Here is a 26,975-nt window from a genome sequence, read left to right as displayed (position 1 = left end):
AGGGATCGAGGGTAAGTTGATGCTGTGTCGGGTCACGCTGGATCCTCCCTGAACTCATCGCCTGCGCCACGCTGGCGGCCATCGACGGCGACACGCCAAGTGCGATGGGCAAAACACGCGATTGCTGGGGGAAGGCGTTCCATTCGTCAGCGGCATCGACACGCCGGAGATCGGGAGCCCCGCAAAGTGTCTCAAGGAACGGAAGCTGGCGTTGATTGCCAAGGAAAGGCTGAAAGAACTTTTGGCTAATTCAGCGGCGCGGTGGACCGGACGCCATCGCACCGACCGCTCGTCAGCATCTATCGACCGAATGGGAAGAGATCGGAGCCAAGATGCTCCGGGAGGGATTCGCCCGGACATGGAGCCCGCTCAACGAAACGATTGGTGTGATTAATCCACGAAATACTTCGTGTTTGCGATCCTGCTTGATCAGGCGCGCTTCAGCCCTACCCTTCGCTTGCCAGGGAAATGAGGCTGTCATGATCCCATCGCCAATAGCACAGGCGCAGAACGTGCTGAATCACGCCGAAGTGGCCCTTTGCCAGCGGGTCTTCGATCACGTCGTATCGGTGAAGAAGATCACCTCGGACCCGCAGCGCCAGGACCTAGCCTCTCGGATCATTCACTCCTATCAGCACGGGGTGAAGGATGAGGACAGTTTGTTGAGCCTGCTTATCGATGTTCGATCGTAGAACCGGACCACCGACCCCACGCACCCTTCAATCTTGCCGGTCTTTGATCGTCTGGCGACGGATACCCAAGAAGCCGTTCGTACTCGGCTTCCGGAGCGCCGTAACAACCATCGGCAACATCGAGGAGAATCTGGCGGTCCAGAATCTTGACGTTTCCTCGCGTCGACTTGATGGCGCGCATGCCCTCCAGGATATGCAGATGGTCGGTGACCCCGGATCGCCTGACGCCAAGCATCAACGCCAAAAACTCGTGGGTAACAGGCATATCGTCCACGAGAAGACGGTCATGGCACATAAGCAGCCATCTCGCGAGACGCTGGTGCATGCTGTATCGGCCCGCCGCCAATGCCGAGTAAGCCAGTTGCAGCTCGCGCGTGTGGACATAGCGGAGAAACATTAGACGAGTTGCTTCGTCGCGCAGCAGGGGCAGGAAGCGGCTGGTGGGCAGTTCTAGCCCGACCCCTGAAATCTGCATGAAAGCGCGGTTTGGCATCCGATCGACGCCGAGCACCACCGGATATCCGCTCATCCCCTCGTATCCAATCTGACCTACCTCTATGCCTATTCCGTTCGAAGCCGCGGCCACCATTGAAGCCAGACCGCTCTCGATAAAACAAACGTGCTCAATTGGCTGATTAGGTTCCACAAGCGAGCGGCGGACTGGAAGATCAACACGCTTCAGGTCTGATGCGATAAGATCAAAAGCCTCCTCTGGAAGCCTTCGCAGCAACTTGTTCCTGGTATCTTTCTGCACAATTTTTGTCACAGCGTCGCCTCCGTGTGACTGCGTTGGCATACGTCCTTTGCCGATTCAGTCCCGTTCGCCCTCCTAAACGCACGAGCGAGGAAATCGATGCGGTTGTAATCCAAATTGCTAATATGCTTCGCCCAGCGGAACCTGCATGTGAAAACTTGGTTTGGCGACAACTGCGGGGGATGCCACCTTTGGAAACCCGGCCTGGAAAAGCCTCGTTCGCAGTCACCAACTGCAGGTGATTGCCAGACGCGGGAGCGGCTGGAGATGGGGAGTGCAGGCCGTTGTCGACCTACTATTTTCATATCAAACACGCTGATCACGTCGTGACTGATCCAGACGGTGAGACATTCCTGGACTTGGAAGCAGCAAGAGAAGAGGCCGGTGAAGCTCTCAGAGAGCTCGTTGGCAGGGCCATCCTATCCAATCAGAAAGAACTCCCGCAGGCGATCGAGATTCGGGACGCCCATGGTCAACTGGCTGCCGAAGTTCATATCGATGCGGCGATACCCCAGATCGCGCATCGAAACAGAGATCGATAGCGTCGCTATCCCAATTTTCAGTTGATCTTCAAGGAAATACCGATTGCGTCTGGAACGGTTTTGCGCCGTCCGTCCGTTGCTATCTCGCCCGCTCCTGGGCCGCGTCAGATTCATCCGCGAGGCGGCGCTTGGCGGCGGCCTCGATCTAAGTCGATCGGCGGCCGAGGAAGCTCCCGTTTCATATTTGAGCGGCTGGTCAGGGCCAATAGGCAACGTCCTGATCGGCGCATTCCTCCGGGCTCAATTCATTCCCCAACTCGCGCCAGTAGATTGGAGCGATCTTGTCGCAGTAGGTCTTGGGGTCCAGCCCGAACGGCCTGCGGCCCAAGCGGCAGTGGAACCTTATGCGTTGAAAAAACCGTTCGCAGAATTCCTCTTTGGTCATGCAAATAAACTTCGCGGGGCCGAAGATCGTTTCAACTGAAGGTGCAGCAGCGCGAAACCTACCGGGCGGCCCCACACGCGCGATGTTCGGCACGGAGCATATTCCCGGCCTTGCCGATGAAACGCGCTGACGGCCCCGTGGGCGGCAAGGCGGAGTATGCGGGCGTCATTGAAACCGATTTCGGCGGCGGTCGCAGCGTTCCAATTTGTAACGGTGCCTTCGACCTTTGGACCTACAGTTTTTCCGGCCGCCGGAGCTATCCGCTTATGTTTCTTGGAGTTTTTTGGTGAGAGCGTCGGGGTTCGAACCCGAGACCTACTGATTAAAAGTCAGTTGCTCTACCGGCTGAGCTACGCTCTCCCTCTCCGCGGGTGTGAGGCACCCCGGCTGGAAGTGGGCGGAACATAGGCAGGTGACCGATTGCGGTCAACCGAAAAATTCGGCTTTTTGCAAAGGTAGGACACATTTCTCTCGCGCGCAAAGGCAGATTTCTCGCCCACGCAAAAAGGTGATTGGCAATCCCGCGCCTGCGACGCTAGGAACGGGACGCATATTGCAGCCGGAGAGAATGCGTGTCGATTGCCGATATTTCCCTGTGGAGCGCGTTGTTGGCAGGGGCGCTTTCCTTTCTTTCGCCCTGCGTGCTTCCCCTCGTCCCTCCCTATTTGTGCTATATGGCCGGCATATCGGTCGAGCAGTTCCGCGGCGGCGGCGCGGTGGCGGTCTCGCCTGATATCAGGCGCGGCGTGCTGTTTTCGGCGCTGCTCTTCACGCTCGGCTTTGCCACCGTCTTCGTGGCGCTCGGGGCCGGTGCGTCGAGCATCGGCATGGCGCTTCGCCAGCATCTCGACCTGCTCTCCAAGATCGGCGGGCTTGTTATCATCGTCATGGGGCTGAATTTCCTCGGCCTCTTCCGAATCGGCCTGCTTGCCCGCGAGGCGCGCTTCCAGGGCGGCGGCAAGCCGGCGACGCTGACGGGCGCCTATGTCATGGGCCTCGCCTTCGCCTTCGGCTGGACGCCCTGCATCGGTCCGGTGCTCGGCGCAATCCTCGGCGTCGCCGCCTCGCGCGAGACGGTCGTCTCCGGCGCCGGGCTGCTTGCCATCTATTCGCTCGGTCTTGCCATCCCCTTCTGGATCGCCGCCGGCTTTTCCGGCGCCTTCATGCGCTTCCTGTCACGCTTCCGCCGCCATCTCAGCACGGTGGAAAAGGTGATGGGCATCTTCCTCATCCTCACCGGCCTCGCCTTCCTGCTCGGCTGGGTCAGCGATGTGGCGATCTGGTTCCAGCAGACCTTTCCGATCCTGATGCAAATCGGCTAGAAGAGATTCTTCCCCGCCAACCATCCCGCGCAACCGGACTTTTCCTTGGCCGACATCATCAGCCTGCTGCTGCCGTTCTTCGGCCTGATCCTGATCGGTTATGCCGCCGCCAAGGCGACGAAGCAGCCGGCCGAATCGCTCGGCTGGCTGAACACCTTCATCATTTATGCCGCCCTGCCCGCTTTGTTCTTCAAGCTCGTCTCGCGCACGCCGATCGAAGAACTGACGCGGATCGATTTCATCGTCACCGATATCGCCGCGACCTATGCGGTCTTCATCCTGCTCTTTGTTATCGGTCGTTTCGTGCGTGGCAATCCGCTTGATGAATGCACCATCCAGTCCTTTGCCGGCGCCTATGGCAATATCGGTTATATGGGGCCGGGGCTGGCACTGCTGGCGCTCGGCGAAGGCGCTGCAGTGCCGGTGGCGCTGATCATCTGCTTCGAGAACGCGCTGCATTTCATCGTGGCGCCGGCACTGATGGCGGCAGCAGGCGACGACAAGCGTTCGGCTGGCCGGCTTGCCGCCGACATTGCTCGCAAGGTGGCGCTGCATCCCTTCATCCTGTCGACGGCGGCCGGTTTTGCCGTCGCCGCCTTGCACGTCGATCAGCCGCTGGCGTTCCAGCGCCTCGTCGACTACCTCGCCCAGGCGGCCGCGCCCTGTGCGCTGTTCGCCATGGGCGTGACGCTGGCTCTGAGGCCGCTGAAGCGGATTCCGGCAGAAATCTCCTATATCGTGCCGGCGAAGCTGATCCTGCACCCGATCGCGGTTTTTGTCGCGCTGACCGCTGTCGGCGGTTTTGAGCCGGTCTGGATCCAGGCGGCCGTGTTGCTCGCCTGCCTGCCGACGGCGACCAATGTCTTCGTCATCGGCCAGCAATATGGCGTCTGGCAGGAACGCGCCTCGGCGACGATCCTGATCACGACAGTGCTTTCGGTGGCCAGCGTTTCGCTCTGGCTGATCGCGATCCGCTCAGGCCTTCTTCCGCTTCAGCTTTTGCTTTAACGAATCCGGAATATCGCGAAAGCCCCGGCCGGGCTCGATGCCCTCGCGCATGACCAGGTTGCGCAGCGGCGGAATGGCCGAGAGGATATGAAGGCCGGCAGCGCGCAGCATCTGAACGGGGAGGAAATCCGAAAGCAGCGAGCGGTTAAGAAGATCGACGCTCGCCGTGCGCGTCATGATATCGGCGCGGCGACGGCGGTCGAAGCTATCGCCGGCATCGGCCGGCAGCGGCAGTTCCGCCCTGTCGCAGAGAATGTCGGTCAGCACCATGATATCGCGCAGGCTGAGGTTCAGCCCCTGCGCCCCGATCGGCGGGAAGACATGGGCGGCCTCGCCGATCAGCGCGATGCGCCCTTTGCCGAAACGATGAGCCATCATGCCAGAGAGCGGCCAGACCTGCACACCTTCCTCAACGCTCACCTTGCCCAGCATGGACTGCATCTGGGTCTCAACGAGAGAGCCCAGTTCGGCCAGCGACAACTCCATGCGGGCGGCCGCGTCGGCGGGATCCTGCACCCAGACAAGGCTGGAGCGGCTACCCGGCAGCGGCACCTGGGTGAAAGGGCCGTGTTTGGTGTGGAATTCACTGGAGATATTTTGGTGCGGCAGCGAATGGGCGAAGTTCAGCACCATCGCCGATTGCGGGTAGGACCAGTTGCGCACGCCGATACCTGCCGCCTCGCGCAGCTTCGAGCCGCGGCCGTCGGCGCCAACGGCAAAATCGGCCGTCAGCACCTCGCCGCCGGCAAGCGAAAGCGACACTCGCTCGGCGGAGATGTCGATCGACTCGGCCATATCGGTGAAGCGGGTGATATTGCCCTCGCCGGCCGTGGCCGCTTCGAGGATGTCGGTCAGCACCTTGTTGGGGAAATTGTAGCCAAAGGCATCAAGACCGACCTCGGCGGCGCGGAAGGTGGTGGTCGGCGCGCGCAGCAGCCTGTCGGTGCCGTCGATGATTCGCATGCTGGTCAGCGGGGCTGCCGCCGACCTCAGTTTTTCCCAGAGCGTCAGGCGATCGAGGAAGCGGATCGACTGATCCATCAACGCCGTGGTGCGCTGGTCCTCCTTTGCAGCAACAGGAGCCACCAGAGCCACGCTGCGGCCGCCGCGGCCAAGCGCAATGGCGGCGATCATGCCGGCGAGCCCGCCACCGATCACCGCGATTTCGAATGTCTTCATGCTATATTCCGCCATCGTAAAACGGCGGACCCGTCGCTTATGCGACCGGCTTCGCCTGACGGCGCCAACTATAGCCCTTGCCGGCTTCGGCGTCACGCACCGCCGGCTGATAATGATGGGGAATGGCGGGCAGACGATTTTCGGCGAGCCGCTTCAGCGCCGTGGCGTTGGTCACGGCAAAGCTGTCGATGCCGACGCGCAGCATCAGCGGCACCTGATCGATCAGCACGTCGCCGACGGCGCGCAGCTCGTTGCCGTAACCCAGACGCTGGCGCAGCAGCGAGGCATGGCTGAAGGCGCGGCCGTCGTTGAAGGCGGGAAAGGCGACCGCCACGATTGCAAGGCGGTCGAGGTAGGGCTCGAGCCGGCGCACGTCGTCTGCCGGCTTGATCAGCACGCCGAGGCCGACATCATTGCTCTCGTCGGCCCTGGCGATCAGCTCGTCGAGGCCGAGCAGCGGCTTCTGCTCGCCTGATGCCTTCACCTCATCGGTTTCGATCACCCAGGGATCGTTCTCGACAAAACCGCTTTCTCTCCAGATCTTCGTCATGATCCCCTCCTTAAGCCGCTTCGGCGGCCGAGCCGTAGAGCGCATCCTTGAAAGGCTGCGGCCCAACGCGGCGATAGGCGGCGAGGAAGGTTTCGGACGGATCAAGCCGCAGGCCGAGATAGGTGTCGACGATCGTCTCGATCGCATCCGTCACCCGGTCCGGCTCGAAGCCGCGGCCGATGATTTCGCCGATCGAGGTATGTTCGTCGCCCGAACCGCCTAGCGTGATCTGGTAGAGTTCGGCGCCCTTCTTCTCGACACCGAGCAGGCCGATATGGCCGACATGGTGATGGCCGCAGGCATTGATGCAGCCGGAGATCTTGATCTTCAGTTCGCCGATCTCGGCCTGGCGTTCGGGATTGCCGAAACGCCGGGAGATTTCCTGCGCGACCGGGATGGAGCGCGCATTGGCGAGCGCGCAATAGTCCAGCCCCGGACAGGCGATGATATCGGTGATCAGGCCGGCATTGGCTTCGGCCAGATTGATGGACACAAGACCGCGATAGACCGCTTCGAGATCAGCCAACGCCACATGCGGCAGGATCAGGTTCTGCTCATGGCTCACGCGGATTTCGTCGAAGGCATATTCCTCGGCAAGATCGGCGACCGCATCCATCTGCGCGTCGGTGGCATCGCCCGGGATGCCGCCGATCGGCTTCAGCGAGATCGTCACCATGCCGTAATCGGGATGCTTGTGCGGCTGCACATTCTGCTGGACCCAGCGGGCGAAAGCCGGATCGGCCTTCTTCCAGCGGGCGAGGTTTTCCCAGCCCTCGGCGCGGGCGGGCAGATCAGGCGGGGCGAAATAGGCGGCGATCGCCTGGACGTCCCTTTCCGGCAGCTTGAGTTCCGTATCCTTCAAGGCCGCGAATTCGGCCTCCACCTGGCGCGTTAGTTCCTCCGCACCGGTCTCATGCACGAGGATCTTGATGCGAGCCTTGTACTTGTTGTCGCGCCTTCCGTGCAGATTGTACACGCGCACGATGGCGGTGGTGTAGGAGAGCAGGTCTTCCTCGGGCAGGAAGTCGCGGATCAGCTTGGCGATCATCGGCGTGCGGCCCTGGCCACCGCCGACATAGACGGCAAAGCCGATCTCGCCCTTGTCGTTCTTCTTCAGATGCAGGCCGATATCATGGACCTGAATTGCGGCGCGGTCGCGCTCAGCGCCTGTGACGGCGATCTTGAACTTGCGCGGCAGGAAGGAGAATTCCGGATGAACGGACGACCACTGGCGCAGGATTTCCGCATAGGGCCTGGGATCGGCGATCTCGTCGGCGGCAGCCCCGGCGAAGTGGTCGGCGGTAACGTTTCTGATGCAGTTGCCCGAGGTCTGCAGCGCATGCATCTCGACGCTTGCCAGATCGGCCAGCGCATCGGGAATGTCAGACAGCTTCGGCCAGTTGAACTGCAGGTTCTGGCGCGTGGTGAAGTGGCCATAGCCACGGTCATAGGTGCGGGCGATATGGGCGAGCATGCGCAGCTGGCGCGCGCTCAGCGTGCCGTAGGGAATGGCGATTCGCAGCATATAGGCATGAAGCTGCAGATAGACGCCGTTCATCAGGCGCAGCGGCTTGAACGCATCCTCGGCCAGCTCGCCGGAAAGGCGGCGCTGAACCTGGTCGCGGAACTGCTCGACGCGCTCGCTGACAAAGGCATGATCAAATTCGTCGTAACGGTACATCGTCTTCCTCAGACTGCAATGAATTCGGGATCGGCAGGAGCGTAGCCCGGTGCGTATTCCATGGTCGGCCCTTGCGCGCGGATGCGCTCGCGAAGGCGAAGCGGCCACAGAATGCCATTGGTTTCCTGAACGTCGACGACGGCCACGTCAACGACCTCATTATCGGCATAGGACTTTTTGCCAATCGCTTCCAATGCTTCGACGGCTTCGTTGTGGCGGGCGACAAGCGCCTCCTGCAGCGAGGTCGACCATTTGCCGTTGGCATCCAGCCAGACGGCAATGCCGTCCGTCAGCCGGTTGGCGGTCAGGACCTTGTCACCCATATTCAGCTCCTTGCAAGTTCCTCAAGCCGGGCGTTCTCGCGCATCAGCGGCTCGGACAGTTCGAAATTGGCGCCGGCGACCGCATCGCCGATAATGACCATCACAGGGCCAGTCAGCTCGTCGCGGTGCTGCAGATCGGGCAGATCGGCGAGCGTGCCATGCAGCAGCCGGCGCTCGGTGCGGCTGGCATTCTCGATGACGGCGACGGTTGTCTCGGAGGGAATGCCGGCCTGCATCAGCCGCTCGGCGACTGAGGCGGCAACCGTGCGGCCCATGTAAACGGCGATCGTCGCGCCCGAGACGGCAAGGCTTGCCCAATCGGGCAGCACGTCGCCGGTGAGATCATGGCCTGTCGTGAAGACGAGCGAGGAGGCGACACCGCGCAGCGTCAGCGGCAGCTCGAAATCGGCAGCGGCAGCGAAGGCCGAGGTGATGCCGGGCACGACCTCATAGGTGACGCCGGCGGCGCGCAACGCCGCCATTTCTTCCCCTGCCCGGCCATAGACCAGCGGATCGCCCGATTTCAAGCGGACAACGCGCTTGCCCTGACGGCCGAGTTCGACGAGCAGCTCGTTGATCTCTTCCTGGGACTTCGAATGGCAGCCCTTGCGTTTGCCGACGGAAAGCCGCTCGGCATCGCGGCGGCCCATATCGACGATTGTCTGCGGCACGAGCGCATCGTAGACGATGACATCGGCTTCCATCATCACGCGCTGGGCGCGCAGCGTCAGCAGATCTTCAGCCCCCGGACCGGCGCCGACAAGCCATACATGGCCGGCGACCTTGTCCACTGAACCCAGCAGCCGGTCGGCAGCGTGGCGGGCCTGCGGCAGGTTGCCGTTGGTGACTGCGTCGGCAACAGGGCCGGAGAAGAACCGGCGCCAGAACACCCGGCGGGAGACGCCACGCGGAACGATCTGTTCGACCGATTTGCGATAGCTCGTCGCCAGCGCGGCCAGGCGCCCGAGCGAAGGAGAGAGAAGCTGGTCGATCTGGGCGCGGATCATCTGCGCCAGCACCGGCCCTGCCCCTTCAGTGCCGATCGCAACGGCGACCGGAGCGCGATTGACGAGCGCCGGCGTGAAGAAATCGCAGTAATCGGGCTGATCGACGGCATTGGCCGGGATCTTCGCGGCACGCGCGGCGTCGACGATGCGGCGATCTTCGGCCTCATCGCCGGTGGCGGCAAAGACCAGGGCCGCACCCTCGACCTGGCCGGCGGAAAAGCCGGCGCGCACCGTCTCGATGCGATTGGCGATCAGGAAGGCATGATAATCGGCTTGCGGCCGGTCGGTATAGGCGACGATCCTTGCCCTTGTGTTCAAGAGCAGCCGCACCTTGGCGAAAGCCTCGTCGCCATTGCCGAAGACAGCCGTCTTCTGGCCTTCCACGCGAAAGAAGGCTGGAAATACCGAAAGCTGCTCAGTCTTGGGAGACATTACCAATCCACTTCGAAGTTGCCAGAATATGCCCGTGATCGACAAGCGATTGAAGGAACAGAAATCCGAAAGCCCCGGCAAGCGCGTATTCTTTTGCTCGCCTCATCGGCGATTTGAGAAAAGTCAACCGTGCTGACGACAACCACCTGTTCCCACTCTCTTTGTTGCGGTGCAGTGTAAAGCCTGTGACAAACAACGTCCACCGGCGTTTGCCGCATTTCGCTCGTGCCGCCAAGACGATAGACTGAAAGAAAAACCGGAGACATCAATGGCTGACAAGACCATCGCCGCCCGCCTGCTTTCGGTCATCGAGGACGATATCCTGCCGCTGACTGAACGCGGCGTCTCCTTGGGCAACAAGGTGTTCGGCGCGGCGATCCTGCGCAAATCCGATCTATCGCTCGTCGTCGCCGAGACCAATAACGAGCTCGACAATCCGCTCTGGCATGGCGAGGTGCATACGCTGAAGCGCTTCTACGAGCTTGGCGACAAGCCGGCGTCCAAGCAGCTGATCTTCCTGTCGACGCACGAACCCTGCACCATGTGCATGTCGGCGATCACCTGGGCGGGGTTCGACAATTTCTACTATTTCTTCAGCCACGAGGACTCGCGCGATGCCTTCGCCATTCCGCACGACCTGAAGATCCTGAAAGAGGTCTTCGGGCTTGAACCCGGCGGCTATCGCAGGCAGAACGCCTTCTGGAACAGTTTTGCCATCGCCGATCTGGTCGAGACCGAGGAGGTTTCTCGGAAAACGGCGCTGAAGGCGCAGACCGCCCGCATCAGGGCGCGCTACGACACGCTGTCTTCCACCTATCAATCGTCGAAGAACGACAACGACATTCCCCTGAACTGAGGCCGCCAACCGAGGCAACATGGAACCTTCGAAAGATATTTCGCGACTGATCGATATCATGGCGGCGCTGCGCCATCCCGAGACCGGTTGCCCCTGGGACATCGAGCAGACCTTCGAAACGATCAAGCCCTATACGATCGAGGAAGCCTATGAGGTCTCCGACGCGATCGAGCGCGGCGATATGGACGATCTTTGCGACGAACTCGGCGACCTGTTGCTGCAGGTGGTCTTCCACGCCCGCATGGCCGAGGAAGCCGGCGAATTTTCCTTCGGCGACGTGGTCAACGCCATCACCACCAAAATGATCCGCCGCCACCCGCACGTCTTTGCCCGCTCGGCCGCCGTTACACCTGATGCAGTGAAGATCCAATGGGACGAAATCAAACAGGCCGAAAAACGCGAGCGCGCCGAGCGCCGGGCCAGGCGCGGCATCACCGAGGATTTCAAGGGTGGCTTCCTTGGCTCGGTGCAGCGCAGTTTTCCGGCTCTGACCGAGGCGCTGAAGCTGCAGGAACGCGCCGCCAAAGTCGGCTTCGACTGGTCGGCCCCCGAGCCGATCCTCGACAAGATCGAGGAAGAGATCGGAGAATTAAGGGCGGCACTTCGCGACGGCGACCGCGCCAAGGTTAGCGACGAACTCGGCGACCTTATCTTCGCGGTCGTCAATATCGGCCGGCATGTCAAGGCTGACCCGGAACAGGCGCTGCGCGGTACGAACACAAAATTCCGTCGTCGCTTCAGTCATATAGAGAATGTTCTTGAAGCAGAAGGCGAGACGCTGGAGGATGCGACACTGGAGCGGATGGAGGAAATCTGGCAGGCGGCCAAGGCGATCGAGCGGGCTGTGACGGCAGCCCTACCCTCCGTCATGCTCGGCCTTGAGCCGAGCATCCACACCGCATCCACCAGCGCCAGTGGCATGGATCCTCGGCTCAAGGCCGAGGATGACGGAGACTGAGGTTGCTTCTCGCTAAACTAGAGGCGGACTTAGGAGCAACGCATTGCCACGAGTCCCTTCTCCACAGCGGGGAGAAGATGCCGGCAGGCAGATGAGGGCGAGCGACGATAGGAGCGAGGCACCGAGCGCAAGCGAAGGGCAACAATGGATGTTCTGCCGTGTGGCCCCCTCATCCGACCCTTCGGGCCACCGCCTGGGGTCGAGCCGCGGGTCTCGACCCGTCCTTCGGGCCCCGCTGAGGAAAAGGGAAAAAGCCCGCCTTACCGCTCCCAATCCTCTTTAGCAGGCTTCGGGCCGTTGCCGATGCGTCGCTCGAGCTCCGCGGCCTCGGTTTCCGACAGGCGCAGATCAAGCGTGATCGAGCCGTCCTCATTGTCCTCGCGGCCATCGACGATCGCGTGGTCGTAAAGCCAGGGCAGCAGCGCCAGCTTGTCGACGGGAAGGCGGATCGTGGTTTCGGTCATCACGCCGGAGAGCCTACGGCTGATCTCTTCCATCAGCGTGTCGACGCCCTCGCCGCTGACGGCCGACACTGCGATGACGTTACTGGCGCCGGCCGCCCTCTGCACCATGGCGTCGTGAACCTCAGGCTCCAGCCGGTCGATCTTGTTCCACACCTCGATCAGCCGCTTCTCCGCTTCGGCCTCGTCAATGCCCAGGTCGCCGAGAATGCGCATCACATCGGAGCTCTGCGCCTGATTGTCGGGATCGGACATGTCGCGGACGTGCAGGATGAGGTCGGCTTCCAGCACCTCTTCCAGGGTGGCACGGAAGGCGGCGACGAGATGGGTCGGGAGGTCCGAGATGAAACCGACTGTGTCGGACAGAATGACGGTGCGGCCATGCGGCAGCTTCATGCGGCGCAGCGTCGGGTCGAGCGTGGCAAAGAGCATGTCTTCGGCCAGCACGCCGGCGCCGGTAATGCGGTTGAAGAGAGTCGATTTGCCGGCATTGGTGTAACCGACGAGCGCCACGATCGGATGCGGCACCTTGCGTCGCTTCGCCCTGTGCAGCTGGCGGGTGCGCACGACCTGCTCCAGCTCGCGTTCGAGCTTGATGATGCGGTCCTGCAGCAGCCGCCGGTCGGCTTCGATCTGGGTTTCGCCGGGGCCACCCATGAAACCGCCACCGCCGCGCTGGCGTTCGAGGTGGGTCCAGCTGCGGACCAGCCGGCCCTTCTGATAATTCAGATGGGCCAGATCGACCTGCAGCGTGCCTTCCTTGGTGGAGGCGCGGCGCCCGAAGATTTCGAGGATCAGGCCCGTGCGGTCGATAACCTTGGCGTTCCATTCCTTTTCAAGATTGCGCTGCTGTACCGGCGTCAGCGGATGGTCGACGATGACGAGACCGGAATCGCGCTCGTCGAGCAGCGCCTTGATCTCCTCGATCTTGCCGGTGCCGAGCAGCATCGCCGGTCTCGGATCGTTGACCGGAACGATAGATCCGTTGACGACGTCGAGGTCGATCGCCTGGGCAAGGCCCGTCGCCTCTTCCAGCCGGCTTTCCGGGGTGCGGGTGGAGGCCGATTCGGTCTGGCCGCCGCGGTTGCGCGATTTCAGAACCGGCACGACAACGGTCGCGCGCATATCGTCCCTGTGCTTGGCGGCCTCAGGGATGATCGAATCGTTCTTGGTATCGCGTGTCGAAATGACGGCTGATCCTGTTAGGACGCGGCTTCTTCACTCTCGAACATCTGCATCGGCTGACCGGGCATGATCGTCGAGATCGCATGTTTATACACGAGCTGCGAGTGGCCGTCACGGCGAAGCAGAACACAGAAATTATCGAAGGAAGTAACAACGCCGGTGAGTTTCACGCCGTTGATCAGAAAGATTGTCAGGGAAATCTTTTGCTTGCGAACAGTATTGAGAAATAAGTCCTGCAGATTCTGAGAACGTTCCGCCATCGCGCCGCTTCTTTCTTTATTGCCGACCCGAGTTGGCCGGTAGAATATCAATCAACCTCTCCATGCAAGACCGGCAGCACCCTCGTTCCGCCAGTCCAGCAAATCTTGGTATCAAATCGCAATCTTTTCCGCAACGTCGAAAAAGGCTTCGCGGATTTTCTGCGAGACACTGCCCGGATGGCCGTTGGCAATAGGCAGGCCATCGACGGAAACGACCGGAAAACAGATGCTTGTGGCTGCAGTGAGGAAGACCTCGCGGGCCGCGAGCATTTCGGAAACAGAGAAATTCCGCTCTGCGATCGGCAATCCGAGCTTGGCCGCGACATCGATCAAAGTGGTGCGGGTGATGCCGCGCAGGATGCCGTGCTCGGCCGGCCGAGTTATCAGCGTTCCATCCGAATCGACCATCCAGACATTGGTCGCCGCCCCTTCTTTTACCATGCCGTCGCCGTCGACATAGATCGCCTCCTGAGCGCCGGCTTCCTTGGCCTGCTGGCGGGCCATGGCATTCGGCAGCAGGCCGACCGATTTGATGTCAACGCGGTCCCAGCGGTTGTCGGTGACAGTGATCGCCTTGATGCCGTTGGCATTCTTGGCGGCGATGATCTTCGGATCGGTGCTCTTGGCGGTGATGACGAGCGAGGGCGGCGTGCCCTCGGCCGGGAAGACATGGTCGCGGCGGGCGACACCGCGCGTCACCTGCAGGTAGAAGAGCCCGTTGCAGACACGGTTGCGGCGCAGCGTCTCGCGAATGACCTGCGTCAGTGCCGCCCGGCTCATCGGCCGGGCGATGCTGAGCTCCCCGAGCGAACGGTCGAGACGGTTCAGATGGCGGGTAAGGTCGACGATATAGCCGTGGCGGATCTCGCACACCTCATAGACGCCGTCGGCGAACTGGTAGCCGCGATCCTCGATATGCACGCTGGCATCGGAATGCTTGACATAGCGGCCGTTCACATAGGCGATTCTCGGCATGGGAAACCTGGTCTTCGGGATGCGGGAAGGACGCGGCGCGGCGGCGGGCCGCGCCGACAGGATCAGACGCCGAGCGACTTCAGCTTGCGGTGCAGCGCCGAGCGCTCCATGCCGACGAACTCGGCGGTGCGCGAGATATTGCCGCCGAAGCGGTTGATCTGGGCGATCAGATAATCCTTCTCGAACATCTCGCGGGCTTCGCGCAGCGGCAGCGTCATGATGTGATAGTCGTTCTTGGCCGAAACCTTGGGCAGCATGTCGCCGAGGTCGGTCGGCAGCATGTCGGCGGTGATCGGCGTATCTGGGCCGTCGGTGCGGGCAAGGATCATCAGCCGCTCGATATTGTTGCGCAACTGGCGGATATTACCCGGCCAGTCATGCGCCTGCAGCACCGCCATGGCGTCGTCGCCGATGCGGCGCGGACGAATGCCGGCCTGTTCTGATATCTGGCGCATCAGCTGGTCGACGAGGAAGGGAATGTCCTCGCGCCGCTCGGCAAGTTGCGGCACGCGCACCGGCACGACGGCCAGGCGATGATAGAGATCCTCGCGGAACCAGCCTTCGGCGATGCGGCTTTCGAGATTATAGGCGGTCGAGGAAATGATGCGGACGTCGACCTTGACGCGCTTGGATCCGCCGACCCTCTCGAACTGCTGATCGACGAGCACACGCAGGATCTTGTTCTGGGTCTCGCGCGGCATCTCGCCGACCTCGTCGAGATAGAGGATGCCGCGATGGGCCTCCTCGAGCGCGCCGATCTTGCGCGCCTGGCCGGGCGTGCCCTCGGTGCCGAAGAGCGCCACCTCCATCCGATCGGGCGTGATGTTGGCGGCGTTGAGCGCGACAAACGGGCCGTTGGCGCGGGCCGACTTCTTGTGGATCATTCGCGCTACCAGCTCCTTGCCGGAACCGGACGCGCCGAGAATCATGATGCGGCTGTTGGTCGGCGACACTTTCTCGATCGTCTGGCGCAGCTGCGAGACGGCGACCGAGGTGCCGATCAGCTCCAGGGCGTCGCCGGTGCGCCGCTTCAGCTCGGAAACCTCGCGCTTGAGCTTTGAATTTTCCAGAGCGCGTTCGGCGATCAGGATCAGCCGGTCGGCCTTGAAGGGCTTTTCGATGAAATCGAAAGCACCGCGCTTGATTGCCGAGACCGCGGTTTCGATGTTGCCGTGGCCTGAGATCATCACGACGGGGAGATCGGGATGACGGGTCTTGATCTCGTCGAGCAGCGATAGGCCGTCCAGCTTGCTGCCCTGCATCCAGATATCGAGGAAGATCAGCCGCGGCACGCGATCTGATATCGCCGCCAGTGCGCTGTCGCTGTCATGGGCCGTGCGTGTCTCATGGCCCTCGTCGGAGAGAATGCCGGAAACGATCTCGCGAATATCGTGCTCGTCATCGACGACGAGAATATCAGAGGCCATAAGCGCTTTCCTTGTCATTGGCTGCGGGAGCGGAGGGCGCTGGCTCCAGGCGTGGCAGATGCACGCGGATCATGGCCCCTCTTCCCCGGTCAAAATCGGCGGGCGCATCGTGCAGCTCGAGCTGCCCGCCATGTTCCTCGATGATCTTCTTGACGATGGCGAGGCCGAGCCCGGTGCCCTTCTCGCGCATCGTCATATAGGGCTCCAGGATGCTGTGACGGTTTTCCACCGGCAGGCCGCGGCCATTGTCGATGACGTCTACGGTGAAACGGTCGCGGGCCGCATCGAGCGCGGCGCGCACGAGGACCTTGCGCTCGTCGCGCTCGTCGCTCGGAACGGCTTCCAGCGATTCCACGGCATTCTTGATGAGGTTTCCGAAAGCCTGGCCGAGCATGCGACTGTCGAACAGGCCCTCCAGCGGCTTATCGCCGAACTCCGAGAGGAAGGTGACGTGATGATTGCCCATCTCGCGCAGGAAGATCGCGTCGCGCAGGATGTCGCGCAGGTCGCTCGGCTCCTTGGTCGGCTTCGGCATGCGGGCGAAAGCGGAGAATTCGTCGACCATACGGCCGATATCGCCGACCTGGCGGATGATCGTATCGGTGCACTGATCGAAGACGGTGCGGTCGTCCTGGTTGATCTGCTTGCCGTAGCGGCGCTGGATGCGCTCGGCGGACAGCTGGATCGGCGTCAGCGGATTCTTGATCTCGTGGGCAATGCGCCTCGCCACGTCGCCCCAGGCCGTCGAGCGCTGGGCGATGACGAGATCGGTGATATCGTCGAGCGTGATCACGTAGGATTCGCTCATATCGCGCACTTCCTCGCGGGTGACCTGCACGCTCAGCGTTCTCACCGTGCCGCCGCGCACCAGGGCGATCTGCTTGCGGAAATCGCCGCGATGGCGCACCGCCGCCTCGGTCAGCACCTGGTCGACCTCGGGCGCGATGTCGGCCAGCTGTTTGCCGAGCATCTCGTCGGCCGACAGCGACATCAGCGTCTCGGCCGAACTGTTGACGATGGCGATGCGGCGATCCTGTTCGACGCCGATGACGGCGGCGGTAACGCCGGACAAAACCGCTTCGATGAAGCGCCGGCGGTCGTCGACCTCGTCCTTGGCCTCGAGGATCTCGTCGCGCTGGGTGCGGATTTCCGAGATCATCTTGTTGAAGGTGCGCGACAGATTGGCGACGTCGCCATCGACGGCATGCACCGGCACGACGATATCCATATTGCCCGATGCAACGCTGTCGGCCGCGGTGATCAGCAGGCGGATCGGCCGGACGATGCGGTCGGCGACGGCAATTGCCGTCCAGATCGCCGCAAGCAGCACAATCAGCGCGAAGCCGATATAGAGCACGGCGAAGGCGATCTGCAGCGAGAAGCGGTTGGCTTCCATTGAGCGATATTCGGTGGCGTTCTCTTCCATCATGCGCATGGCGCCCATGACCTTGGGATCGACCGCGCGCACCGTATAGAGAAACGTGCCCTGGATGGCGTCAAGCTTGATGATGGCGCCGACGAGGTTGGTGACGCCGGGCGGGATCAGCGTCGGCTGCCCGGCCGCCGCCTTTTGCAACGCGTCCTGCGGAATGGCTGGCAAAGGCTTTTCCGTGGCGATATCAGCCTGGACGACCACCGAACCGTCGCTTTCGACGAGGAAGGCGCCAAGCAGGCCGCGGCCCCTTGCCTGGCGCGTCATCAGTTCGGCGAATCCCGTCCTGTCGAGACTGTAGAGAGCGCGGTTGCGCTCCAGGTCGTTGGCCATGGAGACCGTCTGCCCCTGCAGGTAGCTGGCGTTCTCCATCATATAGGCCTGGCCGATATTGCGCGACGAGCTGACGATCGACTGGGTGCGCAGCGCAAACCAGCGATCGAGGCCGGCATTCAGCGTGATGCTGGCGAAGATGGCGACGAGAATCGCCGGCGTGATCGCGACGATCGAGAAGAGCACGACGATACGGATATGCAGGCGCGCGGCCGCCCGGCCCCGTGTGCGCGCCTTGAGCAGCCTTGCCACCTCGCGGGCGATCAGCGCCAGCAGCGTCAGGACGAAGAAGGAATTGACGATCACCGAAGTGACGACGACATGAGAGGTCGGCGCTATGGGCGTCAGGCCGAGCAGTATGAAGAGTGTAATCGTGGCGCAGAGCAGCGCGCCGCCGGCGAGCACGAGGCCAGGCACGGCGAAAAGGGCGCGGCGATCGGTCACCGTCGTCACCGTCTCGCCCGCCGCCGCCGGCGCTACCCCATCCTGCGTCATTCGGCCTCTCTTCAGACGGCACCCCGCCGTCCCGCCACCCGATCGAAACCAAAGAACGCCGGCTCGGCAGAGCCAGCGTCGGAACGACTCGATCGGGAGCGAAATGTCCAAAACCCTTGCGTGACCTTTAAGCAACGCATTGTGGCGAAAATGCAACGCGGCTTGTCACGTTGTCAAGGCAAGGCACCCGTAGCGTCACAGTTTTGGGGACTCACCTAGAAGCGACGCGGCCCCTCGGGTTCGTTTCCGGCAATCGCATCGATGCGCTCCAACACATCGGCCGTGAGCTTGTGCCGGTGCGAAAGCGCCGCGAGATTATCCTGCAGCTGGCTGGCCCGCGAGGCCCCGAGAATAACGGTGGAAACGTGGGGATTGGCGAGGCACCACAAAAGCGCGAGATGGGTGATCGACAAGCCGATCTCGTCGGCGAGTTTTGCGAGTTCGCCGACCTGTCGGAGCTGAGCGCGGCCGGCATCGCTCGACCATTTCTCCTTCAGCCACTCATAGCCGGGCAGATTCATGCGGCTGTCGGCCGGCACGCCGTTATTGTATTTGCCGGTGAGGACGCCGGAGGCGAGCGGCGACCAGATGGTGGTGCCGAGGCCGATCAGGTCGTAGAGCGGGAGATAATCGGCCTCGACCTTCTGGCGTTCGAAGATGTTGTATTGCGGCTGCTCCATGGTGGGGGGCGTGATGCGCAGGTCCCGGGCAACGGCGTAGGCTTCGGTCAACTGCTGGGCGGACCATTCCGACGTCCCCCAATAGAGCACCTTGCCCTGGGCGACGAGGTCGTGCATGGCCCGGACGGTTTCCTCGATCGGCGTGTCGATATCAGGACGGTGGCAGAAATAGAGGTCGAGGTAATCGACCTGAAGCCGCTTGAGTGCCGCATGGCAGGCATCGGTCACATGCTTGCGCGACAGGCCGCGCTGCGTCGGCTTCTCGCCTCCCCAGAAGACCTTGCTCGAGACGATAAAGCTGTCCCGGCTCCAGCCAAGCGACTTGAGCGCCTCGCCCATGACGATCTCCGACTTGCCGCTTTCATAGCCTTCGGCATTGTCGAAGAAGTTCACCCCATTGTCGTAGGCAAGCCGCATGAGGTCGACGGCGTCGCCGCCATTCACCTGCTTGCCGAAAGTGACCCATGAGCCGAAGGAGAACTCGCTCACCTTCAAGCCCGATTTTCCCAAACGACGATATTCCATCACGCAGCTCCCGCGGGTTAGAACATGCGCCGACCGTTAACCGAGGTCGGCATCACACGATCGATCGGCGACCGATCCGCATAATCTATGGCGTCCGCAAGCATATACGAGCCGCAGCCGCCAAATTGGTCGCCAACACGGATGCCGCAGCTTCGGCCGCAAAGAAAAGGGCGCTCCACGACATCAGCCGGAGCGCCCATGGCATGCTGGCGACGACAGTTGCGGCGGAAGTCGAACAGCAGCGCCGGCAGATGACGAGATTCGGAACGGATAGGCAACATGCGAGCGGATTCTGGAATGCTGCCGCCCGCTGATCGAGCCGTGTCGTCCACCAGTTATCCACAGCTTATCCACAGGCGCTGCGCCGATGACCGTAGCAACTTCAATGACATTGCATGATGGCAAACAATAGCTCGCAAATACTATGTGACCGCCGGATGACACTGCGCTTTTGTTTGCCGGTGCAGATACAAATCGCGACCGAGCTTGGATAGATTAGGTTTTGTTCCCGACCGTGGCGGCGGATACTGGGGAGGAGTGGCGGTGGGCAGACGAGGAGCCCACCGCCTTTTCTTCAGGCGGTGCGGGAGCTTCTGTAGACAGAGACGCCGAGTTCTCTGATTTTCTTGCGCAAGGTGTTGCGGTTGAGGCCGAGAAGATCGGCTGCTTTGATCTGATTGCCGCGTGTTGCCGTCAGCGCGGCGAGGATCAACGGATATTCCATTTCGGTCAGCACACGGTCATAGAGGCCGGGCGGCGGCAGGTTGTCGCCGAAGCTGGCGAAATAGGTGCGCATGTTCTCCTCGACCGCCTGCGCGATCGTCATCGAACCATTGCGGATCGGCCCCTTGTCGATCGGGCTGTCGGGCACGTCGGAACGCAGCTCGGCATCGATGATCTCGCGGGTGATGACATCCTGCGGATAGAGCGCCATCAGGCGGCGGATCAGATTTTCCAGCTCGCGGACGTTGCCCGGCCAGGCGTAGGCCTTCATCAATTCCAACGCTTCCTGATCGAAGCGTTTGGAGCCGAGGCCCTCCTTTTCCGCCTGCTGAATGAAATGGCGCACGAGATCGGGAATGTCCTCGGCGCGGTCGCGCAGCGGCGGCAGGCGCAGCGGCACCACGTTGAGGCGGTAGTAGAGATCCTCACGGAACAGGCCCTGGTTGATCGCCTGCTTCAGATCCTTGTTGGTGGCGGCAACGATGCGCACGTCGGTACGGATCGGCGTGCGGCCGCCGACGGTGGTGTATTCGCCCTGCTGCAGCACGCGCAGAAGCCGGGTCTGGGCGTCCATCGGCATGTCGCCGATTTCATCGAGGAAGAGCGTGCCGCCTTCGGCCTGCTCGAATCGGCCGGTCGAGCGGGTCTGGGCGCCGGTGAAGGCGCCCTTCTCGTGACCGAAGAGTTCCGATTCGATCAGGTCGCGCGGGATCGCCGCCATGTTGATCGCCACGAAGGGGCCGTTGCGGCGCTTGCCGTAATCGTGCAGGGCGCGGGCGACGAGCTCCTTGCCGGTGCCGGATTCGCCGGTGATCATCAGCGTCAGATCGGTCTGCATCAGCCGAGCGAGCACGCGATAGATTTCCTGCATCGCCGCCGAGCGGCCGACCAGCGGCATGCCGTCCTGCATGTCCTCCTCGAGCTTGGCGGGCTTGCGCTTCGGCTCGGCCAGAGCCCGGCCGATAATGCCGATGAGTTCTGTCAGGTCGAAGGGCTTCGGCAGATAATCATAGGCGCCCTTCTCGGACGCCTTGATGGCGGTCATGAAGGTGTTCTGGGCGCTCATGACGAGGACCGGCAGATCCGGACGGGCCTTCTTGATACGCGGCAAAAGGTCGAATGCGTTCTCGTCGGGCATCACCACGTCGGTGACGACAAGATCGCCCTCGCCCGCCGAAATCCAGCGCCACAGCGTTGCGGCGTTGGAGGTGATGCGAACGTCATAACCGGCGCGGCTCAAAGCCTGGTTGAGCACGGTGCGTATGGCGGCATCATCATCTGCAACGAGGATCGTGGCTGTCATCGAGAAGGTCCTGTCGAGCTTACGGAAGAGGCATCCTCGAGCGAGGCGTCCTTCGACGCCGGCATGAGAACGCGGAAAGTCGTGCGGCTGTTCTGGCTGTCGCATTCGATGATGCCGCCGTGATCGCCGATGATCTTGGCGACCAGCGCAAGGCCGAGGCCGCTGCCGTTCGTCTTGGTGGTGATGAAGGGATCGAAGAGATGCGGCAGCAGATCGGCGGGGACGCCGGGGCCGTTGTCGTGGACGCAGAACTCCAGCGGCAGCGAGATTTTTTCGCGCGTGCCGGCGACCGACAGACGGATGCCGGGGCGATAGGCGGTCGTCAGCATGATCTCGCCGTCCGGCCGGTCGCCGACGGCTTCGGCGGCGTTCTTCACCAGGTTGAGGAAGACCTGGACGAGCTGGTCGCGATTGGCATAGACGGCCGGCAGCGATGGGTCGTAACTCTCGGTAATGCGGATATTGCGCGCAAAGCCCGCCTTGGCGACCGCCTTCACGTGATCAAGCACCGAATGGATATTGACCGGCATGCGGTCGACCGGGCGTTCGTCGGAAAAGACCTCCATGCGGTCGACCAGCGAGACGATGCGGTCGGTCTCATCGCAGATCAGCCGGGTCAGCGCCCGGTCGTCGTCGATCACCGATTGTTCGAGCAACTGGGCAGCACCCCGGATGCCGGAGAGCGGGTTCTTGATCTCATGCGCCAGCATGGAAGCGAGACCGGTGACCGAGCGGGCGGCGGCGCGATGCGTCAGCTGCCGATCGATCTTGTCGGCCATCGAGCGTTCCTGGAAGACGATGACAACGGCGCCGGGTTCGCTCAGCACCGGAGCGACATAGAGATCGACGAGCTTGTCCTGGCCGAGGCGCGGGGAACTCAGGTCGACACGGTATTCGTTGACAGGCGCCTTGCGCTCACGCACCTGGTCGATCAGGGCGAGCAGCGGACTGCCGAAGGGAATGAAGGTCGAAATCCGATAACGCGCCAGATGCGAGGCGCTCGCGCCAAAGAATGCTTCCGCCTCCCAATTGGCGAAGGCGACGAAACCGGATTCATCGACCATGACAACGGGGTTCTGGATGGCGTTCAGCACGGCCATGGCAACGGTTCCGCCGGCGTAGTCGAGCGGAGATGTCGTATCCTTCGTCATGCCGCCTCCCGGCTGTCGAGCGCACCTGCGGCCAATGCGTCATAAAGGCGCGCGGCCACCTCACGCGGGTCACGCGAGGTCATGATGTCTGCCTTCTCGCCACCGGCAAGCGCGGGAGCAAACCGCTCAAGATACCAGCCGAGATGCTTGCGGGCATGACGGATCGCCACCGCTTCACCATAGAAATCGAGCATCATCCGGTAATGTTCGACGGCGATATCGGCAATCTCTTCGCCTCGCGGTTCTGCCGCTCCGGCGAGCACGCCGGCATGCCACGGCCTGCCCTGGCAGCCTCGGCCGATCATGACGGCATCGGCGCCGGAGCGGCGCAGGATTTCCTGCGCGTCATCAGCAGTCTCGACATCGCCATTGGCGACCAGCGGAACGGAGATCACCTCGCGGACGGCGCGGATCGCATCCCAATTGGCGCGACCTTCATAAAATTGCATGCGGGTGCGGCCGTGGATGGTCACCAGCTGGATGCCGGCCGCCTCGGCCCGGCGGGCAATCTCAGGCGCATTGATGGAATTCTCGTCCCAGCCGAGACGCATCTTTAGCGTCACCGGAATGTCCACGGCCTGGACCGTCGCCTCGATCAGGCTGAGCGCGTGATCGGGATCGCGCATCAGCGCCGAGCCAGAATAACCCCCGATCACCTTCTTTGCCGGACAGCCCATGTTGATGTCGATGATGTCGGCGCCATGGTCGGCCGCGATCTTCGCCGCTTCCGCCATCCAGTGCGCTTCGCGCCCGGCGAGTTGCACCATATGCGGCCGGAAGCCGGCAGCCTTCAGGCGCGACCAGGATTCGGCGGTGTCATTGACCAGCTCGCGGCTCGCCACCATCTCGGTAACGACGAGGCCGGCGCCGAAGCGCCAGGCAAGCTCGCGGAAGGGCATGTCCGTGACGCCGGACATCGGCGCCAGCACAACGCGGTTCCGCACGGACACGGGTCCGATTCGGAAAGGCGCTGCGAGATCCTTGCAAATCAAATGATTATCTTTCAGGCACACCATAGAACTGCATTATTTTTAGCCACAGATCACTGCCTTTGCCAAGGGGGCTCGGATCGAAATCGATATTTTTCAGGGCAGATGCTGGAAAAGGTTCCAGCAAGAGGTTAGAGCACTCCGGTCAATTCCGCATAATTTAGGGGATTTATGCTGCAAATGCCGTCCAAGCAACCAATATCGGCTGGAATTGTCATCGTTGCCGCCGGCCGTGGCGAGCGCGCCGGATCCTCCACGGAAGGCCCCAAGCAATATCGCATGATCGGCGGCAAGCCGGTTATCGTCCATACGCTTCAAAACTTCATGACATGGGAAGCTGCCAAACAGATCGTCGTCGTCATTCATCCCGACGACGCGGCGCTGTTTGCCAAGGCGTCTCGCCATATCGTCTCGGCAACGCCGATCGAAACGGTACATGGCGGCGCGACCAGGCAACAGTCCGTGCTTGCTGGCCTGAGATACCTCAAGGACAAGCATGTCGGCCATGTGCTGATCCACGATGCGGTGCGACCCTTCTCCGACCACGGGCTTCTCGACCGCATTGCCGAAAGCCTTGGCGACGGCGCACAGGCAGTGCTGCCGGCCATGCCGGTCACCGATACGCTGAAACGCACCGACGGCGCCGGCACCGTGCTGACGACGGTCTCGCGCGAGCACCTTTATGCAGCGCAGACGCCGCAATCCTTCGCCTTCGCAGCGATCCTCGACGCGCATGAGAAGGCGGCGGCGAGCGGGCGAAGCGATTTCACCGACGACGCCTCGATCGCCGAATGGGCTGGCGTTCCGGTGACCATCGTCGAGGGCACGCCCGACAACGTCAAGCTGACGGTCAAGCGTGATATCGCCATGGCCGACGACAAGCTGTCGGCCCCGCTGCTTCCCGACGTGCGCACCGGCAACGGCTATGACGTGCACCAGCTCGAAGCGGGCGACGGCGTGACCCTCTGCGGCGTGTTCATTCCGCATGATCAGAAGCTCAAGGGCCATTCCGATGCCGACGTCGCACTGCATGCGCTGACAGACGCGCTGCTTGCCACCTGCGGCGCCGGCGATATCGGCGATCATTTCCCGCCATCCGATCCGCAATGGAAAGGAGCGGCTTCGAAGATCTTCATCGAGCATGCCGCTCGGATCGTACGCGAACGCGGCGGCACGATCATGAATGCCGACGTCTCGCTGATCGCCGAGGCGCCGAAGGTGGGGCCGCATCGCGACGCCATGCGGGCAAGACTGTCCGAATATCTCGGCATCGATCTCGAACGATGCTCGGTCAAGGCGACGACCAATGAGAAGATCGGCTTCGTCGGCCGGCGCGAAGGTATTGCGGCGATCGCCACGGCGACCGTCGTCTATCGGGGAATGAAGCGATGAGCCTTTTTCCCGAGGATATCCATGCGGCGGCAGAGGCTATCATCCGCGACTTCACCGCTGCCGGGCTGATGATCTCGACGGCCGAATCCTGCACCGGCGGGCTGATCGCCGGCGCGCTGACCGAAATAGCGGGCTCGTCCGCAGTCGTTGACCGCGGCTTCGTCACCTATACGAACACGGCGAAGATGGAGCTGCTCGGAGTGCAGGAGCAAACGCTGCTCGGCTTCGGGGCGGTTTCCGAAGAGACAGCACGGCAGATGGCGCAGGGCGCCCTCTTCCGCTCGCGCGCCGCGATCGCCGTCGCCGTCACCGGCATTGCGGGCCCCAGTGGCGGGTCGGCGGAAAAACCGGTTGGGCTCGTGCATCTTGCCGCCAGGTCGCGCACCGGCGCATCCGTCCACCGAAAGATGCTGTACGGCGATATCGGCCGCAGCGCTGTGCGGCTGGCAACGGTACGGACGGCGCTGGAGATGGTGCATTCGCTGCTGCCCGACTAACGCCGGCTGCGATCGCCGTCACACTTTGGTGTAGATTCTGTTCGCCCTTGTTTCGAAGGCTTCGGTGAACATGCGGAAGGCGCGATCGAACATCGAACCCATCAGCGCGCCCAGAATGCGGCTCTTGAACTCGTAGTCGATGAAAAAATTGATCGTGCAGCCACCGGCGGGAGTTTCGGCGAAATGCCACCGGTTTTCCAGATATTTGAATGGGCCGTCGATATATTTGACCTCGATGACGCGCTCGGCCCGGTTCAACAGTACCTGGGTCGTGAAGGTCTCGCGGATTGCCTTGTAACCAACGGTCATGTCGGCCACGAGCAGGATCTTGCCGTCGCGCTCCTTGCGGCTCCTGACGGAAAGCGCTTCGCAGAGCGGCAGGAATTCGGGATAACGCTCGACATCGGCAACGAGATCGAACATCTGGTCGGGCGTGTGTTGGACGGAACGGTGCGTTTCGAATTGCGGCATAGGCGGCACTTAAGCGGGCGCGTCCAGAAGATCAAGGAGTTCGCCCATCCGGCTGCGGGATTTTAGCTGAAGAACCGGCACATCGGGGCCATATTCGGCGAGGCCGGCGGCAATACGCGGCGCAAATTTCTCCTCGAAGGTCCAGATGAACCGCAGGAATTCTAAATCGACCTTTTCGATGCAACCCGGTGCCATTTCCGGGCGTGTGCGGCCAATCCATTTCGCCCATCGGCTGACCGCACCCCAGATACAGAGAAGTCGCGGCATGCGGACCCAGATAACGAAATCGGTCCGCGGCAGCCTGATGTCCAGTGAGGACGGGTTGGTGCCGTCCATGATCCAGCGTTCTTCGAGGATCCGGCTGGCGATGATTCTTCGCTGCTCCGCCCTGTCGCGCGCCACCCAGCCGGGAAGCCAGAAAACGTCCCGGTCGAGCGAAATATACGGAAGTCCGAAGCGCTTGGCGATCTTCAGCGAAAGAGTTGACTTCCCGCCGCCCGAGCAGCCCACCACGAGAATGCGCCGGGCTGTGCGAATGCCCTTGGCCGCCCGTTCAAGGTCGGTGATGTCGGTGATCTGCTGACGCAGTGGCAGCTCCGCTCTCTGGGGCATCGTGTTATCCTCGGTCCATCTGCGCCAAAGGCTGCCCCTCACCCTAACCCTCTCCCCGTAAACGGGTAGAGGGGACATGCCAAACGCAGCGTTGAGATTGAGGAAGCGGGTGCGGCATGTTCCCTTCTCCCCGCAAGCGGGGAGCAACCATGTTCAATTTTTCCGGTGTTGTGGCGTCCATTCGGTCTTTCGAAAGAGGATTGTGTTGGCGAGAACGATGAGTTTTCGGGCGACGGCTATAACGGCGCACAGGTGCTCCTTTCCGCTCTGACGCAAGCGGGTGTAGAAAGCGGCGAGATCCGGATTGTGCCGGGTTGCCGTGAATGCGCACATGAACAGGCTCTTTCGCAGGCGTTCGCGACCACCCTGGATGCG

27 protein-coding genes, 1 tRNA gene and 2 pseudogenes are annotated in these 26,975 nt (G+C 62.1%); 10 read left to right on the top strand and 20 right to left on the bottom strand.

The genetic code is table 11. The annotated features are described in order from the left end of the window. The first annotated feature begins 41 nt into the window (after window positions 1-41). Both FHT70_RS30355 and FHT70_RS16730 read left to right on the top strand, forming a co-directional pair. Window positions 42-394: pseudogene (locus FHT70_RS30355) on the top strand (thermonuclease family protein). Window positions 395-479: 85 nt separating this feature from the next. Beyond that, window positions 480-692 (top strand): hypothetical protein, encoded by a 213-nt coding sequence (locus FHT70_RS16730; protein WP_183703141.1) that lies wholly within the window; start codon window positions 480-482, stop codon window positions 690-692. Here FHT70_RS16730 and FHT70_RS16725 read toward each other — a convergent pair. Next, the gene (locus tag FHT70_RS16725) at window positions 673-1,458 is read right to left on the bottom strand and encodes a Crp/Fnr family transcriptional regulator (protein ID WP_183703139.1); all 786 of its coding nucleotides are present in this window, start codon (window positions 1,456-1,458) and stop codon (window positions 673-675) included. The genes FHT70_RS16730 and FHT70_RS16725 overlap by 20 nt on opposite strands. A gap of 272 nt (window positions 1,459-1,730) precedes the next feature. On the opposite strand from FHT70_RS16725, the gene FHT70_RS16720 reads away from it, so the two are divergent. Further along, complete coding sequence (locus FHT70_RS16720) at window positions 1,731-1,988, top strand: hypothetical protein (protein WP_183703136.1); 258 nt, start codon at window positions 1,731-1,733, stop codon at window positions 1,986-1,988. Window positions 1,989-2,031: 43 nt separating this feature from the next. Then, a complete protein-coding gene (locus FHT70_RS16715; protein WP_183703133.1) occupies window positions 2,032-2,412 on the top strand; it encodes a hypothetical protein in 381 nt (126 codons plus the stop codon). 245 nt (window positions 2,413-2,657) lie between these two features. Here the strand turns inward: FHT70_RS16715 and FHT70_RS16705 are convergent. Continuing rightward, a tRNA-Lys gene (locus tag FHT70_RS16705) sits at window positions 2,658-2,733 on the bottom strand. A gap of 212 nt (window positions 2,734-2,945) precedes the next feature. Here FHT70_RS16705 and FHT70_RS16700 point away from each other — a divergent pair. Further along, window positions 2,946-3,695 (top strand): cytochrome c biogenesis CcdA family protein, encoded by a 750-nt coding sequence (locus tag FHT70_RS16700; protein WP_183703128.1) that lies wholly within the window; start codon window positions 2,946-2,948, stop codon window positions 3,693-3,695. 45 nt (window positions 3,696-3,740) lie between these two features. Beyond that, entirely contained in the window at window positions 3,741-4,703 is a 963-nt protein-coding gene (locus FHT70_RS16695; protein ID WP_183703125.1) for an AEC family transporter, read from the top strand. Here the strand turns inward: FHT70_RS16695 and FHT70_RS16690 are convergent. Genes FHT70_RS16690 through cysG form a run of 5 tightly spaced genes read right to left on the bottom strand, consistent with a single transcriptional unit; the run spans window position 4,671 to window position 9,875 of the window. After that, window positions 4,671-5,882 carry a UbiH/UbiF family hydroxylase gene (locus FHT70_RS16690; protein ID WP_183703122.1) on the bottom strand — a complete coding sequence of 404 codons (1,212 nt, stop codon included), beginning with the start codon at window positions 5,880-5,882 and terminating at the stop codon, window positions 4,671-4,673. The two genes, FHT70_RS16695 and FHT70_RS16690, sit on opposite strands and share 33 nt — an antisense overlap. 37 nt (window positions 5,883-5,919) lie before the next feature. Beyond that, a complete protein-coding gene (locus FHT70_RS16685; protein WP_183703119.1) occupies window positions 5,920-6,432 on the bottom strand; it encodes a DUF934 domain-containing protein in 513 nt (170 codons plus the stop codon). 10 nt (window positions 6,433-6,442) lie between these two features. After that, window positions 6,443-8,113, bottom strand: coding sequence for a nitrite/sulfite reductase (locus FHT70_RS16680; RefSeq protein ID WP_183703116.1), 1,671 nt, complete (start codon window positions 8,111-8,113; stop codon window positions 6,443-6,445). 8 nt (window positions 8,114-8,121) lie between these two features. Further along, window positions 8,122-8,436: a DUF2849 domain-containing protein gene (locus FHT70_RS16675; RefSeq protein WP_010014500.1), complete on the bottom strand. Its 315-nt coding sequence runs from the start codon at window positions 8,434-8,436 to the stop codon at window positions 8,122-8,124. A gap of 2 nt (window positions 8,437-8,438) precedes the next feature. Then, on the bottom strand, window positions 8,439-9,875 hold the full coding sequence (gene cysG, locus FHT70_RS16670; protein ID WP_183703113.1) for a siroheme synthase CysG: 1,437 nt from the start codon (window positions 9,873-9,875) through the stop codon (window positions 8,439-8,441). 268 nt (window positions 9,876-10,143) lie between these two features. On the opposite strand from cysG, the gene FHT70_RS16665 reads away from it, so the two are divergent. Together FHT70_RS16665 and mazG are read left to right on the top strand one after the other, a co-directional pair. Continuing rightward, window positions 10,144-10,731 carry a nucleoside deaminase gene (locus FHT70_RS16665; protein ID WP_183703111.1) on the top strand — a complete coding sequence of 196 codons (588 nt, stop codon included), beginning with the start codon at window positions 10,144-10,146 and terminating at the stop codon, window positions 10,729-10,731. Window positions 10,732-10,750: 19 nt separating this feature from the next. Continuing rightward, a pseudogene (gene mazG, locus FHT70_RS16660) lies at window positions 10,751-11,584 on the top strand (nucleoside triphosphate pyrophosphohydrolase); the annotation flags it as partial. Between the two features lie 365 nt (window positions 11,585-11,949). Here mazG and hflX read toward each other — a convergent pair. The 10 genes from hflX to dusB form a co-directional block, all read right to left on the bottom strand. Further along, entirely contained in the window at window positions 11,950-13,275 is a 1,326-nt protein-coding gene (gene hflX, locus FHT70_RS16655) for a GTPase HflX (RefSeq protein WP_183703108.1), read from the bottom strand. Between the two features lie 77 nt (window positions 13,276-13,352). Continuing rightward, window positions 13,353-13,595: an RNA chaperone Hfq gene (gene hfq / locus FHT70_RS16650; protein ID WP_003539403.1), complete on the bottom strand. Its 243-nt coding sequence runs from the start codon at window positions 13,593-13,595 to the stop codon at window positions 13,353-13,355. 111 nt (window positions 13,596-13,706) lie between these two features. Next, entirely contained in the window at window positions 13,707-14,570 is an 864-nt protein-coding gene (locus tag FHT70_RS16645; RefSeq protein ID WP_183703105.1) for a D-amino-acid transaminase, read from the bottom strand. 62 nt (window positions 14,571-14,632) lie between these two features. Continuing rightward, on the bottom strand, window positions 14,633-15,997 hold the full coding sequence (locus tag FHT70_RS16640) for a sigma-54 dependent transcriptional regulator (RefSeq protein ID WP_011425228.1): 1,365 nt from the start codon (window positions 15,995-15,997) through the stop codon (window positions 14,633-14,635). Beyond that, window positions 15,987-18,257 (bottom strand): PAS domain-containing sensor histidine kinase, encoded by a 2,271-nt coding sequence (locus tag FHT70_RS16635; RefSeq protein WP_183703102.1) that lies wholly within the window; start codon window positions 18,255-18,257, stop codon window positions 15,987-15,989. The genes FHT70_RS16640 and FHT70_RS16635 overlap by 11 nt, the downstream gene beginning before the upstream one ends. Window positions 18,258-18,472: 215 nt before the next feature. After that, entirely contained in the window at window positions 18,473-19,462 is a 990-nt protein-coding gene (locus FHT70_RS16630) for an aldo/keto reductase (RefSeq protein WP_183703099.1), read from the bottom strand. Window positions 19,463-19,479: 17 nt separating this feature from the next. Then, the gene (locus tag FHT70_RS16625; protein ID WP_183703097.1) at window positions 19,480-19,794 is read right to left on the bottom strand and encodes a hypothetical protein; all 315 of its coding nucleotides are present in this window, start codon (window positions 19,792-19,794) and stop codon (window positions 19,480-19,482) included. 242 nt (window positions 19,795-20,036) lie between these two features. Continuing rightward, window positions 20,037-21,488 (bottom strand): nitrogen regulation protein NR(I), encoded by a 1,452-nt coding sequence (ntrC, locus tag FHT70_RS16620; protein ID WP_085778072.1) that lies wholly within the window; start codon window positions 21,486-21,488, stop codon window positions 20,037-20,039. Then, window positions 21,485-22,639: a nitrogen regulation protein NR(II) gene (locus tag FHT70_RS16615; RefSeq protein WP_085778071.1), complete on the bottom strand. Its 1,155-nt coding sequence runs from the start codon at window positions 22,637-22,639 to the stop codon at window positions 21,485-21,487. Before FHT70_RS16615 ends, ntrC begins: the two co-directional genes overlap by 4 nt. Beyond that, window positions 22,636-23,655 carry a tRNA dihydrouridine synthase DusB gene (dusB, locus tag FHT70_RS16610; RefSeq protein ID WP_097598581.1) on the bottom strand — a complete coding sequence of 340 codons (1,020 nt, stop codon included), beginning with the start codon at window positions 23,653-23,655 and terminating at the stop codon, window positions 22,636-22,638. The genes FHT70_RS16615 and dusB overlap by 4 nt, the downstream gene beginning before the upstream one ends. A gap of 144 nt (window positions 23,656-23,799) precedes the next feature. Here dusB and FHT70_RS16605 point away from each other — a divergent pair, with 144 nt between their 5' ends. Both FHT70_RS16605 and FHT70_RS16600 read left to right on the top strand, forming a co-directional pair. Then, window positions 23,800-25,020, top strand: a complete 1,221-nt coding sequence (locus tag FHT70_RS16605; RefSeq protein WP_183703095.1) for a bifunctional 2-C-methyl-D-erythritol 4-phosphate cytidylyltransferase/2-C-methyl-D-erythritol 2,4-cyclodiphosphate synthase — start codon at window positions 23,800-23,802, stop codon at window positions 25,018-25,020. Next, on the top strand, window positions 25,017-25,517 hold the full coding sequence (locus FHT70_RS16600; protein ID WP_183703092.1) for a CinA family protein: 501 nt from the start codon (window positions 25,017-25,019) through the stop codon (window positions 25,515-25,517). Before FHT70_RS16605 ends, FHT70_RS16600 begins: the two co-directional genes overlap by 4 nt. An 18-nt stretch (window positions 25,518-25,535) precedes the next feature. On the opposite strand, the gene FHT70_RS16595 is transcribed toward FHT70_RS16600, so the two are convergent. The 3 genes from FHT70_RS16595 to FHT70_RS16585 all read right to left on the bottom strand — a co-directional run. Next, entirely contained in the window at window positions 25,536-25,988 is a 453-nt protein-coding gene (locus tag FHT70_RS16595; protein ID WP_183703090.1) for a type II toxin-antitoxin system RatA family toxin, read from the bottom strand. A gap of 9 nt (window positions 25,989-25,997) precedes the next feature. Next, window positions 25,998-26,600 carry an AAA family ATPase gene (locus FHT70_RS16590; protein ID WP_183703088.1) on the bottom strand — a complete coding sequence of 201 codons (603 nt, stop codon included), beginning with the start codon at window positions 26,598-26,600 and terminating at the stop codon, window positions 25,998-26,000. 153 nt (window positions 26,601-26,753) lie between these two features. After that, window positions 26,754-26,975 (bottom strand): transposase (locus FHT70_RS16585; RefSeq protein WP_183703086.1); only part of this gene is annotated, 222 nt, incomplete at its 5' end.

The organism is Rhizobium sp. BK049, from assembly GCF_014193135.1.
Lineage (GTDB): Bacteria > Pseudomonadota > Alphaproteobacteria > Rhizobiales > Rhizobiaceae > Rhizobium.
This window is presented reverse-complemented; position numbering and strand designations above follow the sequence as displayed.